The organism is Candidatus Methanoplasma termitum (genome assembly GCF_000800805.1).
Classification (GTDB): Archaea; Thermoplasmatota; Thermoplasmata; order Methanomassiliicoccales; family Methanomethylophilaceae; genus Methanoplasma; species Methanoplasma termitum.
The window spans coordinates 524,806-536,430 of the sequence record NZ_CP010070.1; the positions used below are offsets into that span (position 1 = coordinate 524,806).

The 11,625-nt window shown below is 50.3% G+C and carries 13 protein-coding genes and 1 tRNA gene; 9 read left to right on the top strand and 5 right to left on the bottom strand.

Annotation, left to right across the window (positions count from 1 at the left end):
• Positions 1-129: 129 nt before the first annotated feature.
• Both Mpt1_RS02460 and Mpt1_RS02465 read right to left on the bottom strand, forming a co-directional pair.
• Positions 130-1,179, bottom strand: a complete 1,050-nt coding sequence (locus Mpt1_RS02460; protein ID WP_052399245.1) for a coiled-coil protein — start codon at positions 1,177-1,179, stop codon at positions 130-132.
• Positions 1,180-1,329: 150 nt separating this feature from the next.
• Positions 1,330-2,919: an ankyrin repeat domain-containing protein gene (locus Mpt1_RS02465; protein WP_048111777.1), complete on the bottom strand. Its 1,590-nt coding sequence runs from the start codon at positions 2,917-2,919 to the stop codon at positions 1,330-1,332.
• A gap of 155 nt (positions 2,920-3,074) precedes the next feature.
• On the opposite strand from Mpt1_RS02465, the gene purB reads away from it, so the two are divergent.
• From purB to Mpt1_RS02490, 5 genes are all read left to right on the top strand, one after another.
• Complete coding sequence (gene purB / locus Mpt1_RS02470) at positions 3,075-4,442, top strand: adenylosuccinate lyase (RefSeq protein ID WP_048111778.1); 1,368 nt, start codon at positions 3,075-3,077, stop codon at positions 4,440-4,442.
• A 2-nt stretch (positions 4,443-4,444) separates the two neighbouring features.
• The gene (locus Mpt1_RS02475; RefSeq protein WP_048111780.1) at positions 4,445-4,627 is read left to right on the top strand and encodes a hypothetical protein; all 183 of its coding nucleotides are present in this window, start codon (positions 4,445-4,447) and stop codon (positions 4,625-4,627) included.
• A gap of 84 nt (positions 4,628-4,711) precedes the next feature.
• Positions 4,712-5,389: a TetR/AcrR family transcriptional regulator gene (locus Mpt1_RS02480; RefSeq protein WP_048111781.1), complete on the top strand. Its 678-nt coding sequence runs from the start codon at positions 4,712-4,714 to the stop codon at positions 5,387-5,389.
• A 25-nt stretch (positions 5,390-5,414) separates the two neighbouring features.
• Positions 5,415-5,822: a hypothetical protein gene (locus tag Mpt1_RS02485; protein ID WP_148305805.1), complete on the top strand. Its 408-nt coding sequence runs from the start codon at positions 5,415-5,417 to the stop codon at positions 5,820-5,822.
• A complete protein-coding gene (locus Mpt1_RS02490; RefSeq protein WP_048111786.1) occupies positions 5,823-6,239 on the top strand; it encodes a C-GCAxxG-C-C family protein in 417 nt (138 codons plus the stop codon).
• Between the two features lie 9 nt (positions 6,240-6,248).
• Here Mpt1_RS02490 and Mpt1_RS02495 read toward each other — a convergent pair whose 3' ends face one another.
• On the bottom strand, positions 6,249-6,533 hold the full coding sequence (locus Mpt1_RS02495; protein WP_202965158.1) for a zinc ribbon domain-containing protein: 285 nt from the start codon (positions 6,531-6,533) through the stop codon (positions 6,249-6,251).
• 109 nt (positions 6,534-6,642) lie between these two features.
• Between Mpt1_RS02495 and Mpt1_RS02500 the strand changes: the two genes are divergently transcribed.
• The 4 genes from Mpt1_RS02500 to Mpt1_RS02515 all read left to right on the top strand — a co-directional run bounded on the left by Mpt1_RS02500 (position 6,643) and on the right by Mpt1_RS02515 (position 9,203).
• Positions 6,643-6,719 (top strand) — tRNA-Ala (locus Mpt1_RS02500).
• Between the two features lie 111 nt (positions 6,720-6,830).
• Positions 6,831-7,280, top strand: coding sequence for an NfeD family protein (locus tag Mpt1_RS02505; protein WP_048111788.1), 450 nt, complete (start codon positions 6,831-6,833; stop codon positions 7,278-7,280).
• 45 nt (positions 7,281-7,325) lie between these two features.
• The gene (locus Mpt1_RS02510) at positions 7,326-8,414 is read left to right on the top strand and encodes an SPFH domain-containing protein (protein WP_048111791.1); all 1,089 of its coding nucleotides are present in this window, start codon (positions 7,326-7,328) and stop codon (positions 8,412-8,414) included.
• Between the two features lie 237 nt (positions 8,415-8,651).
• A complete protein-coding gene (locus Mpt1_RS02515; protein WP_052399247.1) occupies positions 8,652-9,203 on the top strand; it encodes an epoxyqueuosine reductase in 552 nt (183 codons plus the stop codon).
• 116 nt (positions 9,204-9,319) lie between these two features.
• Here the strand turns inward: Mpt1_RS02515 and Mpt1_RS02520 are convergent, their stop codons facing one another.
• Together Mpt1_RS02520 and Mpt1_RS02525 are read right to left on the bottom strand one after the other, a co-directional pair.
• Entirely contained in the window at positions 9,320-10,735 is a 1,416-nt protein-coding gene (locus tag Mpt1_RS02520; protein WP_048111796.1) for a methyltransferase MtaB domain-containing protein, read from the bottom strand.
• Between the two features lie 2 nt (positions 10,736-10,737).
• A complete protein-coding gene (locus tag Mpt1_RS02525; RefSeq protein WP_048111798.1) occupies positions 10,738-11,520 on the bottom strand; it encodes a methanol--corrinoid methyltransferase in 783 nt (260 codons plus the stop codon).
• Between the last annotated feature and the right edge of the window lie 105 nt (positions 11,521-11,625).

Consider the following 11,625-nt stretch of genomic DNA (forward strand, 5'->3'; position numbering starts at 1 on the left):
ATGCACTCTACAGAGCCGGCCTTTTTCCCCGTAAATAGTGATTGGCGGAGATGCTATATAAACGTTTTCAATCAATAAAATAAAGATAAGATATATAGAAGGGGTTTGGACCCCGCAAAAGCGGGAGTTTTAAAGGTAACCGGACTTCTGAAGTGCCATCAGGTTGTCAGTGCTGAGCTTCTCGCCCGCCTTGAAGCGCTCGAAGATCTCCTTTGCCTCTTTCTTGGACTCGTTGTCGACCTTCTTCTTCTTGGCGGCTGTCTTCTTGCTCCTGGCGCCGGCCACATCTTTGTCCATCTCGTGAACGGACTTGATCTGCTCGATGTGCTTTTTGTGCTCTTCATCGGCGGCCTGTTTGCTTTCGATGAACTTCGCCTGCGCCGCGTCGGCCTCTTTCCTGAGTGCGTCGGCCTCTTCGTAGAGCTTCATCATCTTGTCGTGTGAAGCCTGCGCCGCTTCTGCGTATTCGGATACTTGTTTGTGCGCGGCCTCTGCCTGCACTTTTGCATCTTTGAGCTGCTGGATGACCTCTCTGATCTCCCCGTTCTGCTCAAAGGATTTCTCTCTTTCCTGTATTTGTTTTGCGATTACGGATATCTGCTTGACGATCTCGTTCTCTTTTTCTTTTCCGAGAGATTTCGTCTGCTGTGTGTACTCCAGATCCTGAAGCTGCTTCTTGAGCTGTTTTACGGGCACTTCGTTCTTGTCCTCGCTGGGCCTTTCCGGCTTCAGCTGGGCTATCTGCTCTTTCAGGGCGGTGACCTTTTGGTTGCGCTCATCCCTTACAACCTTGGTCTCTCTGACCTTCTGGTTGAAAGAGTCGCGCTCCTCTCTGCACTTACCAGCCTCGTCCACCAATTCGCGGACCTTGTTGTTCAAAGAATCTCTCTTTGCCTTCCACTCTTTGGTCTGGTTGTTCAGTTCGTCCCTGAGGCGCCTGTGCCTTTCCGCATCATTGTTCAGAATGCTGCGCTTCTGTTCAAGGTCGGCGAGCTCTTCGGGGGACATCTGCTTGCCTTCCTCAGAAGGTTCATCTGTCTCCGCATCTTTCCCGGCCGTTTTGGCCGAGGGCTCATCGATCTTAGCTTCCTGTTCTTCAAGAGCGTCAACGTCTTTGGACGCCGACTCCTGTGCTTCCTGAGAATCAAATTGCTGTGTTTCCTCCACAAATTTATCCATAATTCATCACTCAATCGTTCGACTTAGCCATAAGCAAAAGTATGGCCCACTTTCGAGCCGTTATATAAGGGTATCCTTTATAAAGATTTCTGATTAACCTTCGTCATGTCCGTATCTCTGCCGGCATGGCCTTGATATTTGCCGTCCGCCTCACATATTTTTCAGCAGGAGCTTGACGAGCATCTCGTTGTTCTTTTCCGTGGCGATGTCCAATGCGGACTTCCCTGCGTTGTTGACCGCGCCGGCCTGCGGGTCGCCAAAGTCGAAGAGGTTCTCCGCCATCTCCTTTGCGGCCTTCGCGTTGGAATTATTCGCAACGTAAATGAGGGGAGTGTTCCCGTTCTTGTCTCTCGCGGCAATGTTGGCGCCTTTCTGGAGAAGCAGCATCTGTATCTCATCCGCCATGCGCATACTGTAATTAGGGTCCCCGATGCATGATAGCATCAGCGGGGTCTGACCGTCGATATTGGATCTGTTGACATCGGCACCGTGGCTTATCGCACTGTTGACGACATACCAGCGGAGGGTCTCGCGAGTCACGAACATCTCCATGTCGCCGTTGCTGTCGCGAAGGGCCCACATCAATAAAGTATCGGATCGATCATTCACGAAAGCGTTGATGTCCATTCCGGAAGCTACCATGGCATCGATGATCCTGGTCGGATTCTTCTTCTCGAAATTTTGAGAGACCGAGTGCATCTCCCCTCCTTTGAGCCAAGTGATAGCGGTCCTGCCGTCGCCCGTCTTCAGGTTGGGATCCGCGCCGAGACCCAGAAGAAGCTTTACCGTTTCCGCATCGCAGTTGCGGCAGGCCCCGGCAAGCGGCGTGCCTTCGCCGTAGCCGTATATGTCCTCGACCGCATTCACGTCCGACCCGAGTTCGATCAATGCTAGTATGGCTTCACGATCTCCCTTCAATGCCGCTTTGACGATCGTCAGGCCTCCCGCCTTTGCCGCAAGTTCCGAATTCGCTCCCGCATCGCCGAGTTCGCCTTTCAGGAGCGCTCCGATCTTCTTGGTGCCGCGCCGCTCTGCCAGCACATGGGCGGTCTCGCCCATGTTATTCTTGTCCTCCGGGTCGACGCCCGAGTCAAGGAACGCCTTTGCGCCTACGAAGGCCTCGTTGAGATAGAACTCCATTGATCTCTTGGAGTCTTCCATGTTCTTTTTGACGAACTCCCGTCCTGCGGGCAGAACGCCGCCCGGCGCCTCGTCATTATATCTTTTCTCCGCAAGGCGGAAATCGTTCAATGGGTTGTATAGGGATTCGATAAGGTAATGAATGCCGTTGTTCCCGGAATCGTCGGCGCGTGTTATACGAACTCCTTTGTCATGGAGCGCCTTGATCATTTCGCCGTTGCCGTTCTTCGCGGCGATGAGGTAGATCATCTCTCCCCTGTTGTCTTTCAATGCCGCGTTTGCTCCGCCGTCGATAAGCGCGCATGTCACTTCGTATGCGGAGTTCTCGGGGCGGATATACAACAGCTGTTTCTGTCTGGCGACAAGTATGAGCGGGGTGTCGCCCGAACTGTTCTTTGAGTTCGGGTCGCATCCTTCCGCCAGCAGGTATTTCACCGCAGAGGGATGCAGCATTTGAGATGCTAAGTGAAGAAGAGTTCTGCCGTTGTCGAAAGATGCTTTCTTGTCCGGCATCTGTTTGATCATTTCGAGAACGTTGTCGAGAGTTTCCTTTCCGTATTGGATCTCGTTGTATGCCATCACTATTTTCATGAACTCCATGTTAATTCCCACTGTTTTTCATTACCGGACATCATCGTCATATGGTAATAGCTAACACAAACACGCTCATGCTATTTTTTATATACTGTGCTGCTACAAAAATCACTTCCTATAAAAGATATAAATAATGTTATTCAATCCGACATTCGATTTAAATGAAAGGCTCGATATGCCCTCTCGATTATAGGTACGGCCGCAACGAGATGAAGGCCATCTTCTCCGAAGAAAGCCGCATACTGTACAGGATGAAGGTTGAGGCCGCGCTTGCAAAAGCGAACGCATCATTGGGCATTATCGGTAAAAACGATGCCGACGAGATAGCCAGGGTCGCTTCGCTGGATATTGTGAAGATGAGCCGCATAAAGGAGATCGAGAAGGAGATCAACCACGATACGATGGCAATGGTCAGAGCGATGACCGAACAATGCAGAGGAGACGCGGGGAAATACGTGCACCTCGGCGCAACGTCAAATGACATAATAGACACGGCGACCGCTCTCCAGATCAAAGATGCGCTGGAGATAATACAGCAAGATATGGACGAATTGCTCTGTACCTTGGCAAAGATCGCCAAAAGAGAACGGAACACGCTGGAGGTCGGAAGGACGCATGCGCAATTCGCCATTCCCATAACGTTCGGCTTCAAGATGGCAGGGTACATAGCGGAGGTCCTCAGACACAGGGAAAGGCTGTTCGAGATCATACCGCGAGCCTGTGCGGGGAAGATGGCCGGCGCAGTTGGAACGGGTGCCGCCCTGGGTAAGAACTTTGTAAAGATCCAGATACTCACAATGCAGGAACTCTCTCTGACATATGAGCCTGCGGCAACACAGGTCGTCGGACGCGACAGATATACCGAGCTTATTTGTCTTTTAGCGAATATCGCAACCTCACTTGAGAGGTACAGCACCGAGATCAGGAACCTGCAGAGAACGGAGATCGGCGAGGTCTCGGAAATGTTCGACGCAGAGCGGCAGGTCGGAAGCTCGACCATGGCGCAGAAAAGGAATCCTATCAATTCAGAGAACATTACCGGGTTGGCCAGGATAATAAGGGGGTTTGTGATACCGACGTTCGAGAATCAGGTGCTTTGGCACGAGAGGGACCTTTCGAACTCATCCGCGGAGAGGTTCACAATACCGCATGTCTTCGTTCTTCTGGATGAGATGCTTGTGAAGATGGACAAGATCTTCGCGGGATTGGAGATAAATGCGGACAGGATGCGGAAGAACATCGAGCTGTCCCGCGGCCTCATCATGGCCGAGCCGGTGATGATGAAGCTTGTTGAGAAAGGCATAGGCAGACAGGATGCCCACGAGATCCTGAGGGACGCATCTATGACCGCAATAGAAAGAGATGTCGACTTAAAGGATGTCCTGTTGGAAAGAGATGATATAAGGGGTGTCCTGTCCGTGAAAGAGATAACTTCCGTCATGGATCCGGAGAATTATACCGGAAGTGCGAAAGATATCACGGACAAAATGGTCTTGGCAGCAGAAGAAGCACTTGGCAGGAAGGTGTGATAATGGCATCGGAGAGAAAGCAGAAGAATATGAGATATGGTTTGATCATCGGTGCCGTTGTCGGTGTGGCGATATTCGCAGCTACGTATACTGTGAACAACAATCTGGTGTATCTTATCTTCATACCCATCGCGGCGGCCATGGGCTGGGCAACGCAGTACGTCAAAGACGACGACTTCGAGTAAAGATCGATACACCAAGAGTGTTATGAGCATATTTTGAGAAATAGAAATAACTCTAAATAATTAAACCGACGTTCGGTTTAATTAATGGTGACCGGGACTACGCAGAATAAAAAGAGCGACCGCACAAAGACGGAGATCATCAGAGCCGCTACGGACCTGTTCGCCCGGAACGGTTATGAATACACTACAATAGAAGATATTCTGAGAGAGTGGGGAGGATCAAAGGGCAGCCTGTATTACTACTTCAAGTCCAAAGAAGAGATATTGGATGCCGTTGTGCAGACGCTCGTTGAAAACGAGGAGGAACGCATAAGGGATATCCTTTCCGAGAACGAGTTCGGCACGCTCGAAATGCTTAATCTTTTCTTGGCGGCATGTCTCGGCAGGAACCGACAGCTATACGGTCTGGAAGCCGAGATATACCGCAGCAGGAACATCACACTCTCATACAGGATCGCCAAAATGTATATCGAGAGGAGCATCCTTCTTCTTGAACCGATAATTCGGAAAGGGGTCGATGAGGGGTTCTTCAAGACCGACCATCCCGCCGAGACCATAGAATTTGCGCTCATCGTCGAGGAGTTCGTTTTCAAATACCCTATGTTCGAATGCGGCGATGAGCAGTATTTGCGGAAGATCTCCGCGTATCAGTCATTGCTGGAAAATATGCTTGGGCTTGAGAGGGGCAGTCTGGACCAACTGTCGGATTTCTGCGAAATAATAAAGAACAATCAAAGGAGAGGCATACATGATAAAGTTTGATAATTGGATCGTTTGGTTAAAAATCGTGAGTTTGGTGTTCGCGGCGTTCGGGGTCTTCATGGCCTTGTTCAACCGAACGCATGTGTTCGATATAATGTTCAGCAGTCAGATCGACCCCGCATTCTTTGGCGGTTCCGAACTTTCCGGGGAGATGATACGTTTCCAACAGTGGATCTACGGCGTCTTGGGAGCGACCTGCGTCCTTGTCGGGATAATGATCTTTTTCATTGTGGACAATTCGTACAGGAACAAAGAGCGCTGGGCATGGAACTGCCTGTTATTGGGGCTGGCAGCTTGGATGCTCATCGATCTGTCCGTCTCTTTGTACTTCTCGGTCTATTTCAATGCCGCTTTCAATGCCGTTCTATTCGCTGCGATCATTGTTCCGCTTTTATTTACCAGAAAGTACTTTTCGATAAAAGAGGCGACATAAATGGGAAACGACGTGAAACAGGCGCAGGACTATTTCCGCAACGGGCTTTACTGCTCCCAGGCCGTATTGATGACCTTTTGCGAAAGATATGGTCTGGATAAGGACACCGCTTTTAAGATATCCTGCGGGCTGAACAGCGGCGCCAGATGCGCGGACATTTGCGGGGCCGCCTCCGGAGCGATACTGGTGATCGGTCTCAAACACGGCGGTTCCAAAGAAATATGCAACGCGAAGACGGAAGAGTTCTTGAGAAGCTTTAAAGATAAGACGAGCGGGATACTCTGCCGCGACATTCTGGGGTGCGACATATCAACCGAGGAAGGCAGGGACAAGGCAAAAAGAGAGGGGCTGTTCGGCACTGTATGCGTAAGTGCCGTTGCCGGTGCCGCAAAGGCATTAGATGAATTGGGCTATTGATAATACAGTTCAGCTTTTCCATCTTTTCAGGGTCGGCAGGTATTCTCTCAGCTGTTCTATCGCTTCCTCTTCCGTCATTTCGATGCCAGTGCTCCTTATCCACTCATCCAGAAATCGGATGTTGCTTTGGATCATCTCTTCCAATGTCATCTTTCTTGTGAATGCTCCGTCCGCAAAACAGTAGAAGCAATAGTCATCGGACCTACTTCCGTCCTTGTTAGTACCTTTCATCTCATCGTCTTCCAGCGGCATCCCGCAGCTTTGACAAACAGGAAGATCGTCCATCTCGTCCATTTATAACTCACCGATATAATATCGGCCTCGGCGCATAAGTATCTGTTGCCCGCCTTTGTTTTTTTATGAAAGATTTATATCCATTGCGACAATGAACATATACCCAAATGGGCAAGTAAATCAGCCCGGTAGATTGCTACCTTCGCAAGGTAGAGGCCGCGAGTTCGAATCTCGCCTTGTCCACCACTCTTCACATCAAAAGTTGGTAAGTTTCTGTCCAATTTCCGTCCCGGCATCATAGGAACTTCCACAATCCATTCAATAATTTTTATACACTCATAAAATATACGGTGTCTCATGGAACCGATAGCGATAGTCCTAATAATAATCGGGCTTGTCCTGCTGACGATAGAAGCACTCACGCCGGGGTTCTTCGCTGTTATACCGGGGGCGGTCCTTGTTGTTCTGGGAATACTCGGTTACTTCATCGACGGTTTCTTCGAAAATGTTCTTCTTTTGGTTGGATCCGCGATCATCGTTACATTGGTCGTTTCGTTCATAACCATAAAGGGGTATCAGAAATTGGCCAAACCGGAACCCCCCACAACGACCGTTGCCAGCTCATTGATCGGAAGGGGCGGAGTGGTCACAGTTGACGTAAGGCCCGGTAACCTAAAAGGAAAAGTGAAGATCGGTTCCGAAAGCTGGAGCGCAACATCCGAGGATCACATAAAAGTTGGAACCGACGTTATCGTTTACGATGCGGAAGGGGTTCATGTCAAGGTCAGAAAAACCTCAGATCCATAACTTATATTTTTTATATTGTTCATCCGATACCCCTATGGTGACATTATGGAAGATTGGATCTACGGGCTGGTAATAGTTATCGTCGTCGCTCTCATCGCAATAGTGATGAGCGGCGTCAAGATCATCCAGCCTTACGAACAAGGAGTCTATATGAGACTCGGAAAGTTCATAAGAGTCCTGAACCAGGGATTGAACTTTGTCGTGCCGCTGATTAACGTTGTAGTGAAGATTGATCTTCGTACACAAGTGCTGGATGTTCCTAAACAGGAGGTCATCACAAAAGATAACTCTCCTGTCGGCGTCGACGCTATCGTGTATATAAAGGTCACCGACCCCCGCAACGCGTTCTTCGAGATAGTCGATTACAGGTTTGCGACAATGAACCTTGCACAGACCACTTTGAGGTCGATCGTGGGTGAGATGGAGCTTGACGAGATACTTTCGAACAGGGAAAGGATCAACACACAGCTCAGGGACATACTGGATGAGAACACCGACAAGTGGGGTGTAAAGGTCGAGAGCGTCGAGATAAGAGAAGTGGACCCGGCAAAGAAGGTCAAGGACTCGATGGAAGAGCAGACATCCGCCGAAAGGAGAAGGCGTGCCGCGATACTTCAGGCCGACGGTCTCAAGAGGGCCGCCATCATGGAAGCCGAGGGTAAAAAGAAATCAAGGATACTTGAAGCGGAAGGTCTTCAGCAGTCCATGGTCCTGGAGGCAGAGGGTAAAAAGGTCGCCCTTATACTGGAGAGTCAGGGAGAGGCTCAGAAGCTCAGGATCATGTCGGTAGGCGCTGCGGCGCTTGATTCCAAGGCGCTCTCCGTGCTTCAGATGGAGACAATGAAGAGCGTAGGAAAGGGGCAGGCCACTAAGATATTCTTCCCGATGGAGGTCACAAGACTGATGGAAGGGATATCCGAATATGTGGGAAGCGCAAAGAACGTTCCCGACAGACAGGTCTCTACAATGAAGGACATGGAGAAGATGTTCGGAGATGTCGACGATATCCTCGGCCCAATTCCAAAAGATACAGAGATCAAGGAAAGGCTTGAAAGAGCCGATAAGATCGCCGCGGCGGAAGTCGCTGAAACAGCCGACCTGGCAAACACGATCTCAAAGGCTCAGCCGAAATAAACCATTTCTTCTTCCCTTTTTTCTAACCTTACTTTAATATGAAAGTCTATTTGGAGTAATATCGAAATGATGTTCGGAACGGCGGTGAGATAAACGATCAACGACGAGATCACAGATCTGTTAAGTAAAGAAGGCTGTAGCATCGTCGGTTTTGCCGACATAAGCTCTCTGTCAAAAGAATCAAGGCAGAATTTCGATCGCGGCATCGTCATCGGTCTGTCGTTTTCGAGAGATGCAATGAAGGAGAATAAAGATGGTGATCCGCACAGATACTATGACGAGTATCTTGCCATGAATGAACGTCTTCCCATGCTTGCGCGCAAGGTAGAGGGCCTTCTCATCAGCAATGGCTACAAGGTCCTTTCAAAGCTGCCGACGACAATCGTACAGGATAAAGACAGGCGTACGGTCCTGCCCCACAAAACTGTGGCAACGATGGCAGGCATCGGTTGGATAGGGAAGAGTGCAATGCTCGTCACGAACGAGGTCGGTTCGGCACTCAGGTTGATAGTTGTTCTGACAGATGCGCCGCTTGAATGCGGCACACCCATTAAGAAATCGCAATGCAGCCCGGAGTGTGCGATATGTGCCTATGTATGCCCCGGAAGTGCAATTCAGGGAACGATATTGTGGAAGGTAGGAATGGATAGGGAGCGTTTCTTCCACGCGGAAGACTGCTACGCGGGCGCCCGAGCCCGAGCAAGAACCGAACTGAATATTGACGCGACCATTTGCGGCCTGTGCATGTCCAACTGCCCCTTTACAAAACAGGGACTTGGGTACGAATGACCCCTCGGGCACAATTTTTTGAATGAAGTGTTAATCCGCTTATAATTTCATAATAAGTAAAAATTAAGGGAAGTTTGGTAAAAGGTTTAAAGACTCTTTCAAGAACAGCTGCGAGCTTACAGGCCGTAGTTCTTCTTGTTGTAGTTCGGAACAAGCTCTTTGTACTTCTTGTCGCAGTACTCGGCGAACTTGGCCTCATCCGCGGGCAGTGCCTCGAGTTCTTTGATGATCGCGTTGAGAACATCTCTCTGTTTCGTGGTCAATCCGAGCTCTTTTGCATCGTTGCCTGCTTTTACGACCTTTGCTGCCGCGAGACCTGCTGCTTTTGCCCTGAGGTAAATGTTCTTTCCCTCTTTCGCAATTGCCTCTCCAACCTTGAATGCGTTGTCGTAGGCGAGCATGTATCCCTCGGGTCCTCTTGTCCTGTCCGTTATCATGTACAGGTCTCTGAGGGTTTTCTCCTGTCCGGTCGCGATGGCGGTGTTCATCAGGGCTACTTCGTAACCCAGTGATCCGAGCCAGCACTGTACAGATGATCCTCCGAACTCAGGGTGGTACTCAACGGACTCGTTGGACCACAGGTCGGTGATCTGTGCCATCAGGTTACCCTGCAGGTCCGCGTGTGCGCACTGGCAGTTCTTACCCTCTTGGGCAGCCGGCCTTCCGGTGATCGTCTTTATTATCGGTCCCTCGTATCCGCAGTCTTTGTCCGGTCCTGTTGCTCCGCACTCCATTGCAACCATGGTCCTTGCGGCCGAGATTGCCCTTGTTACTGCAGAGAAGGTCTTCTGAACATCCTGGTCCATCATTCCGCCGGCCATGAACATCGAAACGTTCGCTCCGGAACAGTTGGTGTCTCCGCCGGGTGTGACTTTGTTCTTCTTTGCGATGCTGACGAACTCAGACCATACGTACTCCATGTCGATGGCTCCGAGGTATCCTACACCGTACAGGAACGCAGTTATGTCCTGGCTCGTGACTGCGTAGTCAGCGAGTTCTTTTCCGCCCATTGTCTCACAAGACAGGACGTTCGCGCCGTTCTCACAAGCGACCTCTGCTGCCTGGAAGAGTGCCTCGGGGTATGCTTTTCCGCCTACTCCTTTTGCCTTCTTTGCTCCAGTGCGGAGTCCCTCTTCTGCCTCACGCTGGTCAGGGATTGTGTGCCTGACTGCAGTGTTTATGCCGAAGTCTTTGTGGAATTTCTCTGCGATCTCTGCCTGTCCCTCTACAACGGGTACTGCGAATTTCTTGTCACCCATCTGGGAAACCCACTCTGTCTCCAACTGGAGGTCGGGGAATCCGAGTGTGATCGCTCTGTTGAGTGCATCTTTGGAGATGTAGTCAACGTACTCTTTTCTGAGCCTGGCCGGGTCTTTCTCAGTTCCGGGCCTGGGTGCATAGTTCAGTTCGGGTATGACCCTTCCGGCACCTGCTTTTATTCCGAATCCATAGGAGACGGGGGATTTTGCTGTTCCGAAAACGATCTCGTCCGGGCTTGAGTATGCCATTTTTGTGAATCTTGTTGCTGCCATGTTTAAGCACCTCCGGTGATCTCATCCCACTCTGCCCTGATCTTCTTCCAGCCGTATCCGGCTTTGATCTTGTCTGCGATGGGCGGTGTCTGCGGGGCTTTCTGAGAGAATATTCCCATGTCGAATGACTCGGCAAAGTCTCTGTTGACTGCGCCACCGGCTGCCATGAACGGAATGTCAACTTTCTTGGCTTTCAGTTTCTCGGCTGCCCTGGGGAATGCCGTCATTGTCGTGGTCATGAGTGCTGTTCCGGTGACCATCAGGGGCTTTGCTTTTATTACCTCTGCGACGACCTCGTCAACAGGCACATCTTTTCCCATGTCGATGACCGAGTATCCGCTGGATCTCAGCATGACTGCGGCGATGTTCTTGCCGATGTCGTGGGGGTCTCCCTCTGCAACGTGCATTACTACGAGACCTTTTGTCTCTCTTCCACCCTCGATCTTTTTCTCTGCGATCGCAATTCCGATTTCCATCGTCTTTGCGGCCATCATGATCTCAGGCAGGTAGTAAATGTGGTCTGCGTAGAGCTTTGAAACGATTTCCATTCCGACGACGAGACCTTTGTTGATAACGTCGAGGGGTTTCTGTGTTTTCAGCGCGTCAGTTGTGGCAGGGCCTACGTCCTTGAATTTCATCCAAACGACGGTCTCTGCTACTTTCTTGAGCGCGGGATCCTTCGGCAGCATTTTCTCAGCGATCTTCTCGGGGGAAGCTTCGTTCTGAGCTTTAATGTCATACCTTGTGAGGATCTTTGCGTAGTCTACTCCTTTTGAGCTAACCATAATTTTTTTCCTCCTTTGTGTGCAGCCGATATGCTCGGCTTACACTGCATATTTAATTGGGCCGTTTCTATATAATAGGTTTTATGGCTGGCTAATATATCCATA

Bases quoted from the DNA above. Each gene is read 5' to 3' on its own strand.
- Mpt1_RS02460 (WP_052399245.1), bottom strand. From the start codon at position 1,179: ATGGATAAATTTGTGGAGGAAACACAGCAATTTGATTCTCAGGAAGCA.
- Mpt1_RS02465 (WP_048111777.1), bottom strand. From the start codon at position 2,919: ATGGAGTTCATGAAAATAGTGATGGCATACAACGAGATCCAATACGGA.
- purB (WP_048111778.1), top strand. From the start codon at position 3,075: ATGAAAGGCTCGATATGCCCTCTCGATTATAGGTACGGCCGCAACGAG.
- Mpt1_RS02475 (WP_048111780.1), top strand. From the start codon at position 4,445: ATGGCATCGGAGAGAAAGCAGAAGAATATGAGATATGGTTTGATCATC.
- Mpt1_RS02480 (WP_048111781.1), top strand. From the start codon at position 4,712: ATGGTGACCGGGACTACGCAGAATAAAAAGAGCGACCGCACAAAGACG.
- Mpt1_RS02490 (WP_048111786.1), top strand. From the start codon at position 5,823: ATGGGAAACGACGTGAAACAGGCGCAGGACTATTTCCGCAACGGGCTT.
- Mpt1_RS02495 (WP_202965158.1), bottom strand. From the start codon at position 6,533: ATGGACGAGATGGACGATCTTCCTGTTTGTCAAAGCTGCGGGATGCCG.
- Mpt1_RS02505 (WP_048111788.1), top strand. From the start codon at position 6,831: ATGGAACCGATAGCGATAGTCCTAATAATAATCGGGCTTGTCCTGCTG.
- Mpt1_RS02510 (WP_048111791.1), top strand. From the start codon at position 7,326: ATGGAAGATTGGATCTACGGGCTGGTAATAGTTATCGTCGTCGCTCTC.
- Mpt1_RS02515 (WP_052399247.1), top strand. From the start codon at position 8,652: ATGAAGGAGAATAAAGATGGTGATCCGCACAGATACTATGACGAGTAT.
- Mpt1_RS02520 (WP_048111796.1), bottom strand. From the start codon at position 10,735: ATGGCAGCAACAAGATTCACAAAAATGGCATACTCAAGCCCGGACGAG.
- Mpt1_RS02525 (WP_048111798.1), bottom strand. From the start codon at position 11,520: ATGGTTAGCTCAAAAGGAGTAGACTACGCAAAGATCCTCACAAGGTAT.